The organism is Marivirga lumbricoides (genome assembly GCF_014636295.1).
Taxonomy (GTDB): domain Bacteria; phylum Bacteroidota; class Bacteroidia; order Cytophagales; family Cyclobacteriaceae; genus Marivirga; species Marivirga lumbricoides.
The window spans coordinates 102,312-120,564 of sequence record NZ_BMEC01000009.1 but is presented as its reverse complement, the minus strand read 5'-3'; the positions used below and the strand labels follow the sequence as shown (position 1 = coordinate 120,564).

Below are 18,253 nucleotides of genomic sequence, written 5' to 3'. Positions count from 1 at the left end.
ACAAATGTTTTTGTTAATTTATGATCCTTAGGTTAGAATTCTCAGATAATATTTATGGGGATTTAATTAATAAGCTAATTGTAATCCAATACAATTATACTTCCAAGGTGTTTACGAAGATCAGATGGAATAGAATATGGAGGGTCGATTGTGAGCCATTAGATAGCTTTTCAATGAATATTTGCAGGTGAGTATATGAATATGAATTAGTATTTATTGATATATAGGGTATGTGGAAACCTCAAAAATATAGTGAGTAAATGTTTTCCTATTGTTAGGGGATGTTATGTAAGGAATATATTAGATTTTGTATGGGGGTCTTGCTTTACGGAGTATGACTAGATTTAATATTAAAGAAGGATATAAAATAGCTTATATCTTACAAGAGTTATTATAAAACGAAAAAAATGACGATGAGTGTTTTATTTCTATGATTGAATAAGTTGTTGTTTTCATTCTGATTGAAAGTATACTTTTATTCTATTGCCTTGCACCTCAATTCTGAAAAGTGAGCACCCTGTAAACTAAGTAGTTATATGAGTTTAATGTAAAAGCTGACAAAGTTTTATCTTAATTTAATATTTATTTAAACCTTTAGTATAATGTATTTGTTTTATTAAAATAATTATGTTTTACCGTATTGTTTTTTCTGATATAATATTTTGCTTTAATTCTACAATGCTAATCAATAGTTTATTGGAATGAGTCTGTTGCATCTTTTATTTGTTGCTTAATTTAATTTCAAAAAATAAAAGATTTATTAGGAAGAATAAGTGAATATTACATATCTTTAAATATTAATAAATTTAAACCTAAACTAAATTAAGTATGAAGAAGATTCTACTAACATGTTTTATGTTGGTGTTTGTGCTATATGCATGGGCACAGGATCGCACCGTAAGCGGTAAAGTTACTGATGCTGATACAGGCGAAGGCTTGCCGGGTGTGAACGTATTATTAAAAGGTACTGGTATTGGAGTGAATTCAGATTTGGATGGAAACTATAAGATTTCTGTTCCTTCCGAGGGTGGTACCTTAGTTTTTTCTTTTATAGGAATGAAAAAACAAGAAGTACAAGTAGGTAATAGGTCAGTTGTAGATGTACAAATGGCTACTGATGTGGCTCAGTTATCTGAGGTTGTTGTTACTGGTTATGGTTCTCAATTAAAAAGAGAGATCACCGGATCAGTAGCTTCTGTTAAGGGGGACGTAATTGAAAATTTACCAATGCAATCTTTTGATAGAGCTATTCAAGGCCGTGTAGCAGGCACACAAATTTCAGCGGCAAGTGGCCAACCAGGGGGAGCAATGAATATCAGAATAAGAGGTATTGGTTCCATAAACTCAAGTAATGATCCACTAATAATAATTGATGGAGTACAAGTAGGTACGCAAGGTGGAGGGACAACTCAAGGTTCCGCAAACCCTCTGAACTCTATTAATCCAAATGATATTGAGTCGATCGATATTTTAAAAGATGCATCAGCATCTGCAATTTATGGAGCTCAGGCAGCTAACGGAGTAGTAATTGTTACAACAAAGTCTGGAAGTAAGTCTGGTAAAACTCAAGTTAACCTCAGTGTGCAAGAAGGGGTTGTACAGCCTTTTAATTTGTATGATGTTTTGGGTGCAAAAGATTTTATTACGATAAAAGCAGAACAACAGAGTAATGTAGGCATTGATCCTGAAACACCATTAACAGGAGCATATGCATTATACGGAAACCCAGAAGATCCTACAAGCTATCAAGAATATGATTGGGTAGATGCTATGTTTCAAGATGCTCGATTCAGAACATATGATTTATCTATGTCTGGTGGGAATGAGAAAACTCAATTTTACTTTGGAGGATCTTACAATAAGCAGGAAGGACAGATAATTATGTCTGATTTTGAAAGATTCACTGGTAGATTAAATTTATCACATAGTGCTACAGAAAAGTTAACAGTTGGTGCTAAATTGTCAATCTCTCATCAGAAAATTTTCGGATCAATAGCTAATGGAAATTTTGTCAATGGGCCTTTTGCAGCAGCTTTTCAAGCGGTACCTACTTCGCCAGCAGTAGATGAAAATGGGGACTATAACCCATATCCAACAAATGGGCTGTCACATTTGTTTGGATATAATATTCTACAGGGAGTAAATGAAGAAGTAAGACTTGGCAGAACATTTCAAACTGTTTCAAGCGCAAATGCTACTTATCAGATTCTACCAAGTTTATCAGCTACTGCTTTTGTTGGTATAGATTTATCTATGAATAGAGATGATAATCAAAGACCTTCAACTATTCCTGCTTTTGCTCCTTCAGGTGGTTCTATTTTTATTAACAACAGAAGAACTATCAATGTAAATACAAATTACAATTTAAACTATAGTAAAACTTTTGCGGATGTACATAGAGTAAAAGCAATAGTTGGTTACGAATATAAATTTGAAGAGAGAGAGGGTAACAGTCTAGGGGCTAACCAATTTGCAAACCCTTTCTTTAGGTTGCCAGGAGATGGACAGCCTACATCAGTAGGTGGATTTTTCCAAGAATATAAGAGATTAGGTATCTTTGGGAAAGTAGATTACGATTATAATGATAGATATTTATTTAGTGCTACTGTAAGAAGAGATGGCCATTCAAGGTTTGGTTCTGAAAGTAAATACGGAACATTTTATGCTGGTTCTGTTGGTTGGAGATTGTCTGATGAAGCATTTTTAGAAGATGTAAACTTTATAAATGATCTTAAACTAAAAGCTAGTTATGGTGTATTAGGAAACGCTGAATTAAGAGACCCGACAGATGGAACTCCTGTAAATTATGCGCCTCAAACTACCTGGGGTGGAGCTACTGGTCAGTACTTAGGTAATTCCACAGTCACTATTACTCAACTAGGGAATGATTTTATTGGATGGGAGGAAGAAGAAGCTATAAATATAGGTGTGGATTATTCCTTATTAAATAATAGATTATTTGGTACCGTAGATTTCTGGAGAACAAACAATCGTGATCTTCTTTTTGCTGTTCCATTCTTTCAGAATGCTGGTGTAGATAATAATAATATTTTTGATAACATTGGGGCGTTAAGAAATCAAGGCGTTGACATAGAGGTCGGTGGTGTTATTGTAGATCAAGGAGGATTCAGATGGGATTCCAGGTTTAATATAACTTTCTTGCAAAATGAGGTAACGGAATTGATTGGAGGACAAGATACTATTTTTGATAATGATACTGGTATTCCACAACTTATTGTTGGGGAACCTGCTGACTTCTTTTATGTTGCAAAATCAGCTGGTGTTAATCCTGCAAATGGGAGAGCCATGTTTATTAACAAAGATGGGAATTTATCTTATGAAGAGAGCTTTGAAGATGGCTATATAGCTGGAAGTGCAATACCAACTCATTATGGAGGATGGAGCAATACTTTCTCTTATAAAGGATTGTCCTTAGATGTCTTCTTTCAATATCAGTATGGAAATACAGCTTATAATGGAGACTTATATAACATTCTTTCAGGAAGTGGCGTAAGCAATCAACGTTCTGATATTTTAAATAGATGGCAAAATCCAGGGGATTTGACCAATGTTCCTAAAGTAACACAGAACGGTACTATTGCTGGTATATCCCAGACAAGTACTAATCTGGTGACTGATCGGTTCTTGTCAGATGCATCTTATATAAGACTAAAAACATTAACATTATCTTACAATTTACCTAAGTCTATTTTAGATAGAGTCAATATGAGACAGGCTAGAATATTTGTTCAAGGTGTAAATATTCTTACATGGACAGAATATGATGGTATTGACCCTGAAGTTGTAGCAAATAATAATGGGACAGGAGTGTCTTCTTATGGAACCTATCCTTTAGGAAGACAATTTTCAGTAGGTTTAAATATAGGTTTATAATTTTAAGCAAAGGATAACTATGAAAAAGATATTGTATATATTTATATCATTAGGTATGATTATTACCTCTTGTGATGATTTAGATGTTGAGAATAAAGCAGCATTACCTCAAGAAGTTGTACTTGAAGATGTTGGAGGATTTGAAGCTGTTCTTTTTTCAGCATATGAAAGTGTGAATAATTTTAATTATTATGGGCAGCAGATGATGATTGCGCCTGAAATTCTGGCAGACCAAATGCAGATAGTTCAATTTACAGGAAGATATGAGACAGAATATGTTAATGCCGTAAATGCTGGTATAAATATATGGAGTGATAGATATACTCCTATAAACGAATGTAATATCGTTATTAATTTAATTAACGATGAATCAGTTGAAGGTGATCAAGGAGCTAAAGATGTATTGATTGGTGAAGCTAAATTTTTAAGAGCATTATTTTATCATGATTTAGCTAGAACTGTTGGATATGAACCAGGAAGAGAAGTTAATGGTTTTAATTTGTCAGCTATTTTAAGAACAGAGCCTACGCTTGGATCTGCTAACGCTGATGATAGACCTAGAGCTACTAATTTGGAGGTATATGAACAAATTGAAGAAGATTTGTTAGATGCAATTCAAAGATTACCAGAGGTAGGTGCAGGGACTTCTGCTGTAGCTAGAGCAAATAAAACTGCTGCTGAATTATTGCTTGCCAGGGTTTATCTTTACTGGGGAAGGAATACGGAAGCAGCTGATTACGCTCAAAGAGCAATAGCAGGTGATGGTTCAGATTTAGTAGACGCTGCCGACTATGTTGAGTCTTGGGATGATGCTGCCTTTAACTTTCACCCTGAGTCAGTATTCGAATCAGATCTTCAGGTTCCTGATTGGAGCTCTGTAGATGGGGCTAATAATAGTCTTCACTCTTTATTAATGAATAATACTAGTGGTAGTCAATTTATTATCACTGCTAGTGATGAATTGGTTCAAGTAATTGAATCTGAGCCTTCTGACGTAAGAAGTGGCTTATTGAACACGGAAAACTTAGGTCAGGAATTTACTAAATGGCAAGGTAATAAAGGAACACTCCCTTTTCAAGAGAATATTCCTATATTAAGATTGTCTGAAGGGTATCTCATTGCAGCAGAGGCTTTAGGACCGGGTGCAGGAGATGTGTTTTTGAATACTTTCAGAGCAGCTAGAGGTTTGGCTGGAGGAGTTTCTGCGACTGTAGACAATGTTTTAAGGGAGAAGAGAATAGAATATATGGCAGAAGGTCACAGATGGTATGACTTAAAACGCTTAGGTCGTGATATACCTAAACCTGCTGCTGCGGATGTTGATCCTGTTCCTTATGAGAACTTTAGAATTCTTCCTCGATTACCTCAATCAGAGATAGAATTAAGCGATGACATTCTAGTACAAAATCCAAATTATAATTAATTTATAGCATAGATATGAGAAAAATATTAAATATACTATATGTTATGGTTCTGATTCCTTTAATGACAGGATGTTTTGACGAACCAGGAACCAGTACCCTAATCACGGATTTTACTGATACAGGGTTTGTTGAAATAGTTGAAGCAAGTGGAGGTGCCTCTAGGAATAAAGCCTTTGTGGCGGTTCCTGATGGAGAAAATGTTAATTCCTCTATTACCGTTTCTTATGGTGGTGCTGTTAGTGCCTCACAAGTTAGTATCACTTATGAAATTGATACTGAGGCTTCAACGGCTATTGAAGGTGTAGATTTTGTGTTGCTATCAAGCAATACAATTACTATTCCAGCGGGTGAATATACTGCACCTATTAATTTTGAAGTAGTTGATGATAATCTTGAGGTTGACAATCCAGTTACAATAGTTTTCAGGATTGTACAAGCTTCTGTACCTATATTGGAAGAATACTCTGAAGTATCAATAACGTTATCCGTTTCTTGTCCTGCCCCTGCTGGAATATTTGGTACTTATGATGCGGTGACTACTGAAACATCCCCTGCAGGATGTAATGGTGTCACAAATGTTGTAGAGATTACGGAGGTAGATGGTTCAGATGTTGAGTTGCAATTTTCAGATCTTACAGGTGGGCTTTATATTAATTGTTATGGAGATGCTGATAATCCTGGCATAGTTAATTATGTATGTGGAGATCTTAGTTTGGTTAACCAAGAAGATGTTGTTTACGGTGATGATGTACTTAATGGATCAGGTACCTACAATGCTACTACTGGGGTAATTACTTTAGTTTGGTCAAATGGTTATGGAGATAAGGGAACTACTGTTTTAACAAAACAATAATAAAGTCTATATTAAATTTGAAGGAGGCTGAACTAAGCCTCCTTTTTTTATATTAATCCCTTAAGTTATTCTTATTCTTTACACTTATACATAGTAAATTCATATTACATGAGATACTCTTTATTAATTTTGTTTTTTCTATTTTCACTTAGTTCCGCAGTCCATTGCCAGCAGTTCAATCAGCAAGCTTTGGTAGGTATATCTGAGCAGCAAAAGATTCGAAATCATGTGAAAAGCGACAGGGTACAGAAGTTTGTAAATCACAATAATTTAAAGAGACGTATAGCATTGGGGCCAGACAAAGACGCTATTTTGTCTGATGTTGTAAATGGGATACCTTATTACTTGACCACTCATAATTTGCAAGCTCGGAAAACTACTGGAGTAGATTATATTCAATCTGAGGGTGGTTTGAACCTTCCGCTTAAAGGAGGAAATATGATTATTGGTGTTTGGGATGGTGGACTGGTTTTAAATACTCATCAGGAGTTTCAGGGTAGGATTAAAAATAAGTTAGGTTCTGAATATAGCAATCATGCTACTCATGTTACGGGAACAATAGCTGCAGCAGGTATTAACCCTGAAGCAAAAGGGATGCTGCCAAATGTAAACATTCATTCCTATTATGCCTTTGAAGATGATTTAGGTCCTATGGCCGAAGAGGCAGCTAATGGTCTCATTTTATCTAATCATTCCTATGGTTTAATTTTAGGTTGGAATTATAACTCTAATACTCAAAGTTGGCAATGGTTTGGTCAAGCTGATGGGAAAGATAACAGGTTTGGAGCCTATACAAGTGAGAGTCGAACTATAGATAATATAGCTTATAATGCTCCTTATTATACTATTGTGTGGTCTGCAGGTAATGATAGAAGTGATGTAGGTGATGGATCTAGGCCACCAGATGGGCCTTATGATTTAATTGGACCATCTGCAGGAGCTAAGAATATTATAACTGTGGGAGCAATTACTGGTTTTGAAGAATATTCTGGTCCTACATCAGCAGTGATGAGTGGTTTCAGTTCATGGGGGCCTACTGATGATGGCAGAATAAAGCCAGATATTGTGGCTGATGGTGTAGGTTTACTTTCAACTAGTTCTGCAGGAGTGGATTCTTATACCACCTTAAGTGGAACATCGATGTCAGCACCTAATGTTACTGGATCTTTGGGTGTGCTTCAGGAGTATTATCGCCAATCAGCTGACACATTCATGACAGCTGCTCAATTAAAGTCCTTAGCTATTCATACTGCAAGAGAAGCAGGCACATCCCCGGGACCTGATTATAAATTTGGTTGGGGAGTACTAAATTGCATTGATGCTATAAAAACTATTGGTGGTGTAAATCAGAAAGATACTTTTATGTTAACGGCTGAACTCTTGAATAATGATCAGCATGAATATCAGATAATACCGGACACTAAGACGCCAATTACTGCAACTATTGCTTGGACTGATGTGCCAGGACTTGCAAAAGAATTAGGCTCAACAAATGCAGATCTTATTAATGATTTAGATATTTATTTAGTCGATGATGCTCAAAACAAGGTTTATCCTTGGAAAATGAATCTTGAGAATAGAACTCAGGCTGCTCAAAAAGGAGATAATATTCGAGATAACGTTGAAAAGATCGAATTTTTGGCTCCCAGTGTCCGCAATTATAAATTAATTGTTAAACATAAAGGCACTTTGCAAAATAATGCTCAAAAGTACGCATTAACGCTTACTTATGGTAGCGCTAACGTAACCGATGAGCTCGTATACTGGGTAAATGATGGAGCAATCTTGAATGAAGCAGGTAATTTTTCCCTGGAGTCAGGTGGAGAAGTAGCTACTATATCAGTTAATGATTTAAAAACTTTGGTGATAGATGAAAATTCTTTTTCAACTGAAGGGATTATCTCACTCTCTGAAGATATCTCATTAGAAACTATTATATTTAATGGCAATAAGGAGGTTACAATTAACCTCAATGGTCATGTTTTAAATATAACAAATACCATTTATTCTAATGGAAGTCTTCTGAAAATAACAAATGGAGTTGTAAATTTTTCTCCCTTACCTAATGAGGATATTTATTTTAATTTTAATGGTTCTGAGAATTTAGTAATAAACCTCACTTCGGGGGGGGCACATGAAGTGAGATCTGATATAAATATTGATAATTTGGTGATTAGTAGTGGCACTTATAATATCAGCAATCGAAAAGTAACTTTAAAGGGGCTTTCCATTGAGGAAATGGCTGTAGTTTCAATGCGAAATAATCAAGTTGATTTTACAGGTTCATTCTTTAATCAATCAAAGGAGTTGACATTTCTTAATAATAATTGGAATATAAGGGATGCGAACTTTAATTCAGTTCAGAGTTTGATTTTCGATGATATTGTTAATATGGTTGGAGATGTTAGTCTTTCGGGTAAATATGAATTTCAAGAATTAGTTAATTCGGGACAAATTGAATTTAAGTCTATTACCAGAGTGGATTCGCTCATATTAAGTAGTAGTAGCAGCACAGTACTATATGATTCTCTGTATATAAATAAATTTTTAGAAGTTGAAGTTGATGGGGGGCAGGTTATTGAAGGCTTCAATACTGGTTCTCAGACTACTATGATACTAGGGTTTCGTAAAAAAATGTGTTTTGATAATATAACTTTTAATGATATTCAAATTGTTTCTGAATCTGTGATTAACGTTGATACTAAAAGTTCATTAAATAACACAACTGGTATTTTGCAGATTCCTTGTAAAGATTTAATCTTTGCAGATTTTGAGTTTACTTCTTTTTGTGCTAATTCTCTTATTTCCATAAACAATAAATCCACTGGAGAAATATCAAGTTATAGTTGGCAATTTGGAAATCAGGAGTACAGAGAAGGTATATCTGATGTAGAGTACCCCATGGTTTGGTTTGATTCTGCAGGTATTTATGATATAAAATTGACTATAAGTAACACTGTGCAAGAGGCGAGTTATATAAAAACAGTTGAGATAGTTGAAAATGTTTTGCCAGAGGTTAAGATAGTAGAAAATAACCAGGGTTTAGTAGCTACAGTTGCGGTTCAGAATTACCAGTGGTTTAAAGATGGTATAGCTATAGAACAGGGAGGTAAAGAAAGAATACTATCAAATATTTCCGAGAGTGGTGAGTATAGTGTTGCTTATTTTTCAGATGGTGTAAACTGTAGTAGTAGGGTATCACCAGTATTTGAATATTTTATTACTTCTAATCAAGGTAAATTAGATTTAAATGTTAAACTATTTCCAAACCCTGTTAATAATATATTAACGGTAGAGAGCTTGGATTTTATAGATTATTTTAGAATATTTGATTCTGATGGTAAAGTGCTTATGTTCAAAAGAATAAGGAATAATGAAAAAACAATACAAATTGAACTAAGCTCTTATTCAAGAGGCCTATATTTTATTGAGATATATACTGATCTTAAAACATCAACTTATAAATTTTTAATTAATTAAATATGAAATCAATTAAAATCTATTTTGTTAGTCTTGGGTTTTTAATGGCAACAAATTCTTTTTCCCAAATAGGAAACATTACAGATATAGGGGGAAAGCCATTGATGGCATCAAAATACTCTAAAATTGAAGGCTCTCCTTACTATTTTGGGACTAACACTTGGATGGATGGTGTATTATATACAGCTGACGGAAAGAAAGTTGATGGTGTTAGACTGAGGTATAACGCTTTTGAAGATGAGGTGGAATATAGAGTGAATAGTAATGTTTTAATTATTGATAATTACAATCTCAGTGGCTTTGATTTCTTTTATCAGCCTGAGGATGGAACCAATAGAGAGTTATATCAATTTAGGAATGGTTATTCTATACCTGGGGAAATTGAAAAGACTGATTTTTTTAAAGTTATTTATAGCGGTACAAACTTTTCGCTTCTTGAGGAATTAAAGATGATTGAGACGAAAGTCACTCCAGCTACTTATGGAGCTAGTGAATATACAAAGTTTGTAAAGGATGAGTCAACTTTTTTAATTATCGATGGACAGGTTAGGAAATTTAAAAATAGGAAATCTGATTATTATGAGATAGCACCTGAAAAGAAAGATGAAATAAAAAGACTAGTGAAGGAAAACTATAATAGATTTGCTAGTGATCAAGAAATTAGAGCTCTTCTGAAGGAAATAGATAGTAAGATTTTGTAGGCTTTCAATCAGCCTGTTTATTTTCGAAAACCTTACTTTATGTTCAGATTTGTAGTTTTTTTTTACTTTTTATTAACATATAATCTTTACTCACAACAGTTTGATGCTGGTTATATTTCAAAATCTGTAACAAATCATTTTGATTCCAACCCTATAGAGAAGGTTTATCTTGACTTCAATAAATCAAACTATATCTCTGGTGAAGTCTTGTGGTTTAAATTATATTCTACAGCGGGATATTTGAATCAATTGTCACCTCTGAGTAAAATTGTCTATGTAGAGTTTTATAATCCCTATAATGAACTTATAGATAATGTTAAAATTTTTTCTGATAATGGAATTGGTTCAGGATATTTTCAGCTTTCTAATGAACTTGAAACAGGCTCTTATCTTATTAAAGCTTATACTAAATGGATGCTAAATGACAGGAAAGATTTTATATTTAAAAAGGAGGTTAAAGTTTTTAATCTTTTTGGTGTTTCTCAGGATTCTTTAGAAGTTAGTGATGAGGGACATCGAATTTCATTGTCTTTTATGCCTGAAGGTGGCAAGCTAATTGATGGAGTCGAAACAAATGTAGCATTTAAAGCAATAGGAGAGGATGGATATGGAATTGATGTTTCAGGAAAAGTTTTTGACGAAAATGAAAATGTTATCGGGGAGTTTACTTCTAATCATTTGGGAATGGGTGTTTTTTCCATTAAGCCTGTTCGCGGTGCTAATTATTATGCAAGGTTAGTAGATTCTAATGAAAGATACGAGCTGCCAAATGTTGAAGAGGCAGGTATAGCTATAACGCTATTAAATATTCCTCAGCTAAATGATGTACGCTATAAAATTGATATTAAGAATTTATCATCAGAAAGAATTCATATTCTAAGTCATTGTAGAGGCTTACCAACTTATGTTGCAAGTTCAGATATAAATAGCAAACCTATTATCGGACTAATAGCTAAGGATAATTTTCTTCCAGGGATTAATTATATCACTATATTTAATGACAAAGGATTACCCTTAGCTGAAAGAGCATTCTTTATAAATGATATACCTTCAATTAATCTTTCTATTAAAAGTGATAAGGAGCTTTATGGTTTAAGAGAAAAAGTGCAATTGAAATTATATACAGATAGCACTGCACTAGATGTTCCAATGTATTTGTCCCTTTCTGCCACTAGTAACAATGATGTGCTTTTAGATTTTGAAGAAGATAATATTGTAACATATTTGTATTTGTCAAGCGACATAAATGGGCATATTGAAAAACCTGCTAATTACTTCAATGGTGCATATGAAGACGCATGGAAGAGATTAGACTTATTGATGATGACGCAAGCATGGTCTAATTATAATTGGGATTATATACTTAGTGGGAACAGCTCCCCTGATTACATACATAAAATTGAACAGGGTTTATCTATAAAAGGTAAATTGACTAGTGATCTTTCTGATAAAGCTTCTGTTAATGGCTATGTAAACTATTTTGTTCAAGATAGTAATAACAATGTGTTCGATAGAGTTGAGGTTAATGAACAAGGTGAATTTGAGATTTTGGATTTATTCTTTACTGATAAGAAAGCTGTTGTCCTGACAGGCTTTAATAAGAGAGATAAGCCATACGTAAGGGTACAGTTGGATACTAGTAATATTCAATTTCAGACTGATAGAGTTTATAAATATTTTGATCATAATTTAACTAATTTTCAAAGAAAGAGTATTAAAAATACTCTGGAGAGAAAAGAAATAGATGCTGCATATAATTTTGACAACAACTTTGAAACTTTAGATGAAGTAACTATTACAGCTGATAGGATAACAAAACAAGAAAAAGTAAATAATTTGTATGGTAAAGGCGATGTGAGCTTCGATGTCACGGATTTGGAAATTAGTGAGAGCGCTCAACACCCCTTAGAACTAATTAGAGGTAGAATAGCTGGAGTAAGAGTTTCAGGAAGTGCTATTAGTTGGTCAGTTGAGATTAGAGGGCCAGGTTCTATAAACTCTAGTACTCAACCTTTGATATTAGTTGATAATGTTGAAGTTCCTCTCGATTTTTTAAATTCTATTCCTGCAAGTCAAATAGAAATGGTTGAGGTGTATAAAGGAGCTTCTGCTGCTATTTTTGGAGTAAGTGGTGCAAATGGTGTTTTATCTTTTTTTACTAAGCCAGGGAGCTCTGATTTTACTTATTATGATAAAGGGAATGTTCTAACAGCTATATTACAAGGTTATCAATCTAATAAAGAATTTTACAGTCCTGATTACAGCGTAAAAGTCAAGGGAAACATTAAACCTGATAAAAGAGCTCAGATTTTGTGGGAACCTATGATTAAAACTAAAAAAGGACTAGGTGAGGTTTCCTTTTATACTACAGATGAACCAATGGATATTACTCTGTATGTTGAAGGAATGACTCAAGATGGAAAAGTTGGTAGAGTTCTAGATACAATTAAGGTAAGAAAGTAAGACGATAATATTATTCTGTTTGCTAATGTTGAAGTAACTTTACCTTTTTTAATTGAAGAATAATTTTTTCAAAAATGTACAAATCCATCATTCGCCCTCTTTTATTCCTTTTGCCAGCTGAGAAAGCACATCATGTAACTTTCCGACTGGCAAAATTTTTATTTAACATTCCAGGAGTTAAAGCCTTCAACCGCTCACTTTTTGAAATAAAGCATCCAAGCTTAGAAAGAGAGCTTTTTGGCTTGAAATTCTCGAACCCTGTGGGCCTGGCAGCAGGATTTGATAAAGATGCTAAGTTGATAGATGAGTTTGAATCGCTTGGATTTGGATTTATTGAGATAGGTACATTAACACCTGTAGCTCAAGAAGGAAATCCTAAGCCACGACTTTTCAGGCTTAAGCCCGACCATGGAATTATTAATAGGATGGGCTTTAACAATGAAGGATTAGAGCCCGCTGTGAAAAGATTAAGAAACAGAAAATCCAATGTTATTGTCGGTGGAAACATTGGTAAAAATAAAGTCACTCTTAATTATGATGCATTTAGTGATTATAAGAAAGCATTTGATGCGCTTTTCGATCATGTCGATTATTTTGTAGTAAATGTAAGCTCACCCAATACCCCTAACTTGCGCGAACTTCAGGAGAAAGAGCCACTAAAGCTCTTGCTTGAAAAACTGATGCAGGAAAATAGAAATAAAGAAAAGCCGAAACCTATTCTATTAAAAATCGCTCCTGATTTAACGTTTCTTCAGCTGGATGATATTGTTGAGATAATTATGGAAACAAAAATTGCAGGTGTAATAGCTACCAATACCACAATTTCCAGAGAAGGTTTAGAAACGTCTGAGAGCAGATTAAAAGCAATCGGAAATGGAGGGCTGAGCGGAAAGCCATTAGCCGAAAGGTCAACTGAAGTGATTCGATACCTTCATCAAAAATCTAATGGTGCATTTCCTATTATTGGGGTAGGTGGAATTATGTCTCCTAAAGATGCTCTGGATAAATTGGAAGCCGGGGCCAGTTTAGTTCAATTGTATACCGGGTTTATCTACGAAGGTCCAGGCTTAATTAAAAAAATTAATAATGCCATCTTAAAGAGGGGGTAGATAATTTTATTTCTCTGTAATATTTCACGTATTTTGCGTTTACCCTAGAATTTCTCAATTTTACAAGCGCTTACTCAGCTTCTATAATGGCTAAAAATACGTTTAAATCAAATACTTTCAAGAAAAACGAAAAAACTCCTAAAGCTAAAGAGCCCAGGAAGTTTAAATTGAATCTTCAGTTTATGAAAGACAGGAGATTTCATTTGGCGGCTGGTTTCTTTTTGCTCACAGCTTCTTTGTTTTTATTAACGGCTTTTTTCTCTTACTTATTTACAGGAAAAGCAGATATGAGTGTGTTGCAGTCCGTTGCTGAAACAGGCATAAAAGCCTCTGGGGCAGAAATGGATAATTGGCTTGGGCTTTTAGGTGCGCAAAGTGCCTATTATTTTATATATAAATGGTTTGGGTTAGCCGCATTTTTAATACCTCCTTTTCTTTTCCTTTTAGGTTATCATATAACCTTTAGGAAAATGATCCTTTCTCCAGGCAGGGCATTTACTTTTATGGCTTTCTTCCTTTTCTGGATTAGCCTTCTATTGGGGTTCATGGTTTTTGAGTCTGAAGAAGTTACTTCTTTTTCATTTTTATGTGGGGGGATAGGTTATGAGTTGGCGATCCTTTTTAATAGCTTGTTTGGATGGGGTACTTACCTTGTCCTGATTTTATCATTGATCATTTTCATAATATTCTACTTCAATGTAACCTCTCTGCTTGGGTTCAATCAAAAAACTGAAACAGAGGATTCTCAACCTTCTGCTGAAGGCAGTGTGGTTAAAACTGAAAAAACTTCAGATACAAATGTTGAGAATAATTTAGATTTTGATAATGAACCTGAGAGTGCCGATGAAGAAGAAACAGATGATGCATCCAGTTGGACATTAACTAATACTGCTAAAGCGAAAAAATCTCCTGAGCTGGAAATGGAGGTGGAAAATACACTAGAAGAAGCTAAACCTGAGCAGAAGAAAGAAGCGGATACTGTTGAAGATTTTGATGCTTTTGAAGAGGATGAATTAGCTTTTGAAGTAGATGATGCCGAATTTCAGGAGAAAGCAGCCACTAAAGTAGAGAATTATGATTCTACACTAGACCTTTCTTCTTACCAATACCCTACGCTTGATTTACTCCAGAATCATGACTCCGGGAGGGTGAAAGTCACCCAGGAAGAATTGGAAGCGAATAAGGATAGAATACTTGAAACACTTACCAACTTTAAAATCAATATTTCAAGTATAAAAGCCACTATTGGGCCCACGGTTACCCTTTACGAAATTGTGCCTGAAGCAGGGGTTAAAATATCTAAGATTAAAAACCTTGAAGATGATATCGCATTAAGTCTGGCAGCACTGGGCATACGAATTATTGCACCTATACCAGGTAAGGGTACAATTGGTATTGAGGTGCCTAATAAGAGTAGAGAAATGGTGAGTATGCGCTCTGTCTTGGGAACTGATAAGTTCATGAAGAGTGACAAAGAACTGCCTGTCATCTTAGGTAAAACAATTTCGAATGAAGTATTTGTAGCAGACTTGGCGAAGATGCCTCACTTGTTAATGGCAGGTGCGACCGGACAAGGTAAATCAGTTGGACTGAACGTAATGTTGGCTTCCCTGATTTATAAAAAACACCCTTCTCAATTAAAGTTTGTTCTTGTTGATCCAAAAAAGGTAGAGCTTACCTTATTTAATAAATTAGAAAGGCACTTCCTGGCATCCTTACCTGATAGCGAAGAAGCTATAATCACAGATACAAAAAAGGTGGTAAATACGCTTAATTCACTATGTATCGAAATGGATAATCGGTATGATATGTTGAAAGATGCAGGTTGTAGAAATTTAAAAGAATACAACACCAAGTTTATTAATAGACGGTTAAACCCTGAGAAGGGCCACCGATTTATGCCTTACATTGTACTGGTAATAGATGAGCTGGCTGATTTAATGATGACTGCCGGTAAAGAAGTAGAAACACCAATTGCAAGGTTAGCTCAGTTGGCACGTGCCATAGGAATTCACTTAATTGTTGCTACACAAAGGCCTTCAGTAAACGTTATTACAGGTATTATCAAGGCTAACTTCCCAGCACGATTATCATTTAGAGTAACCTCAAAAATCGATAGTAGAACAATTTTAGATATGGGTGGAGCGGAACAATTGGTAGGGCAGGGGGATATGCTTTTATCGCAAGGTTCTGATCTGATCAGATTGCAGTGTCCGTTTATTGATACTCCGGAGGTAGATGAAGTAGTAGAGTTTATTGGCAGCCAAAGAGGTTATGAGAGAGCTTACCAGCTACCTGAGTTTAGCGGGGATGACGATACTAGTAAAGTAGGAGAGGTTGATCTATCCGAAAGAGATGCTCTTTTTGATGAAGCAGCGAGGTTGATTGTTATGCATCAGCAAGGCAGTACCTCACTAATCCAAAGAAAACTAAAGCTAGGCTATAATCGTGCCGGCCGATTGATTGATCAATTAGAAGCAGCAGGTATTGTAGGTGCTTTTGAGGGAAGTAAAGCGCGTGAAGTGTTAATTCCTGATGAGATGAGTTTGGAACATCTTTTGAAAAATATGGATAGTAGAGTTTAAATTTCCGTATAACAATATAATGTGTAAAATTTGGAACAGTTATTGAACTACTTTGGAGTTCAATAATCGATAAAGAAAGAATGATGAAGTTAAAAATGATATTCTTGCTGATAATCTTCAGCACAGCAGCTTTTGCTCAAAATGATCCTAAAGCGAAAGAAGTTTTGGATAAAATGAGTGCTAAATACAGAAACATTCCTGCATTTACTGCCACTTTTACCCAAACCCTGGAAAATAAAATAGAGGATATTAATGACAGTTTTACAGGTAAAATAACTGTTATGGGTAACAGCTTTAAAGCAGATGTCGCAGGGCAATTAATTGTGAATAACAATAAAACAGTCTGGACTTATTTGAAAGATGCGAACGAGGTAACTATCAATAATTATGATGCTGAGGCTGGTGAAATGAATCCAAGTAAAATTTATGATGCCTATAAAGAAGGATATAAATATCTGTACATGGCTGGTGAAGGCACTTCGCAATATCATGTGATAGACTTGGTTCCGGAAAATAAGGATGAGACTTTTTACAAAATTCGTCTTAAAATAGATAAGAATACAAACTTGTTGAAAAGTTGGTCTGTTTTTGACCGTGCCGGAAATATATTTAATTATGCTGTTACTGATTTTAAAGTGTTAAACACTTTAACAGCAAATGATTTCGTTTTCGACCCAAGTAAATACCCTAACATTGAAGTTTTAGATTTTAGATAACAGCAGAGCCCGTTCCTCGGGCTTTTTTTATAACATGCATTACAAGCAACTCTCCCAACAAATTTTTAAGAAATCATCCTACTTATGTGTAGGACTGGATTCAGCACTTGATAAAATACCTTCTCACTTATTAAAAGAAAAAGATCCCATCTTCGAATTTAATAAGCAAATAATTGATGCTACTATTGATTTTGCTGTTGCTTACAAACCCAATATTGCTTTTTATGAAGCGCTGGGTCCTTCAGGTTGGGAAACCTTACAGAAAACGATTGATTATCTGCCTAAAGATGTTTTTACTATTGCTGATGCCAAAAGAGGTGATATTGGAAATACCTCGCAGATGTATGCTAAGGCTTTCTTTGAGAGTTTAAATTTCGATTCAGTTACTGTGGCTCCTTACATGGGTAGTGATTCAGTGAAACCCTTTCTCACATTTGAGGAAAAGTGGGTTATCTTATTAGCCCTCACATCTAATGAAGGTGCTCAGGATTTTCAATTTGAAGAACTGCAAAATGGAAAGCCTCTCTACGAAAAAGTAATAGAGCAGTCTCAGAATTGGGGAAGCCATGAAAACATGATGTATGTGATTGGAGCTACCAGAAATGAGCAATTTGCACATATTCGTCAATTAATTCCTAAGCATTTTTTACTGGTACCCGGAGTAGGTGCTCAAGGAGGAAGCCTGAAAGAAATTTCAGAAATAGGACTTAATAAGGATGGAGGATTACTCGTAAACTCTTCTCGGGGTATAATTTATGCATCCTCAGAAAAAGACTTTGCAAAGGCAGCTGCACAAGAAGCCAGGGTTTTGCAGGAAGAAATGAAAGTGTATCTTGATCAATTATAAATCACATTTCAAGTTTTGCAGTGCCAACCTTAAACGTGAGCTAATTATAGCTATTTAGCTTCCCTAAAAAGTAGAATAATTTGGGTGGCGCTCTATCATTCATTTTGCCGGATTAAAAAATCCGTAATAAAAAAATGATATAAAAAGTCCTAATTGTTTACCTTTGCCCAAATTTCAAGAG

The 18,253-nt window shown here is 34.8% G+C and carries 10 protein-coding genes; all 10 read left to right on the top strand.

Annotation, left to right across the window (positions count from 1 at the left end; all coding sequences use genetic code 11):
* Positions 1–828: 828 nt before the first annotated feature.
* On the top strand, positions 829–3,894 hold the full coding sequence (locus IEV85_RS14510; protein ID WP_188464634.1) for a SusC/RagA family TonB-linked outer membrane protein: 3,066 nt from the start codon (positions 829–831) through the stop codon (positions 3,892–3,894).
* Between the two features lie 19 nt (positions 3,895–3,913).
* Entirely contained in the window at positions 3,914–5,317 is a 1,404-nt protein-coding gene (locus IEV85_RS14505) for a RagB/SusD family nutrient uptake outer membrane protein (RefSeq protein WP_188464632.1), read from the top strand.
* Positions 5,318–5,331: 14 nt separating this feature from the next.
* Positions 5,332–6,171 carry a hypothetical protein gene (locus tag IEV85_RS14500; RefSeq protein WP_188464630.1) on the top strand — a complete coding sequence of 280 codons (840 nt, stop codon included), beginning with the start codon at positions 5,332–5,334 and terminating at the stop codon, positions 6,169–6,171.
* 108 nt (positions 6,172–6,279) lie between these two features.
* Positions 6,280–9,651, top strand: coding sequence for a S8 family serine peptidase (locus IEV85_RS14495; RefSeq protein WP_188464628.1), 3,372 nt, complete (start codon positions 6,280–6,282; stop codon positions 9,649–9,651).
* A gap of 2 nt (positions 9,652–9,653) precedes the next feature.
* Positions 9,654–10,352 carry a hypothetical protein gene (locus IEV85_RS14490; protein ID WP_188464626.1) on the top strand — a complete coding sequence of 233 codons (699 nt, stop codon included), beginning with the start codon at positions 9,654–9,656 and terminating at the stop codon, positions 10,350–10,352.
* Positions 10,353–10,391: 39 nt separating this feature from the next.
* Complete coding sequence (locus tag IEV85_RS14485) at positions 10,392–12,815, top strand: TonB-dependent receptor (protein ID WP_188464624.1); 2,424 nt, start codon at positions 10,392–10,394, stop codon at positions 12,813–12,815.
* Positions 12,816–12,889: 74 nt separating this feature from the next.
* Positions 12,890–13,924 carry a quinone-dependent dihydroorotate dehydrogenase gene (locus tag IEV85_RS14480; protein ID WP_188464622.1) on the top strand — a complete coding sequence of 345 codons (1,035 nt, stop codon included), beginning with the start codon at positions 12,890–12,892 and terminating at the stop codon, positions 13,922–13,924.
* Positions 13,925–14,010: 86 nt separating this feature from the next.
* Positions 14,011–16,509: an FtsK/SpoIIIE family DNA translocase gene (locus IEV85_RS14475; RefSeq protein ID WP_188464620.1), complete on the top strand. Its 2,499-nt coding sequence runs from the start codon at positions 14,011–14,013 to the stop codon at positions 16,507–16,509.
* Between the two features lie 80 nt (positions 16,510–16,589).
* A complete protein-coding gene (lolA1, locus tag IEV85_RS14470; RefSeq protein WP_345259739.1) occupies positions 16,590–17,225 on the top strand; it encodes an outer membrane lipoprotein periplasmic chaperone LolA1 in 636 nt (211 codons plus the stop codon).
* A 34-nt stretch (positions 17,226–17,259) separates the two neighbouring features.
* Positions 17,260–18,072 (top strand): orotidine-5'-phosphate decarboxylase, encoded by an 813-nt coding sequence (gene pyrF, locus IEV85_RS14465; protein WP_188464618.1) that lies wholly within the window; start codon positions 17,260–17,262, stop codon positions 18,070–18,072.
* Positions 18,073–18,253 lie beyond the last annotated feature (181 nt).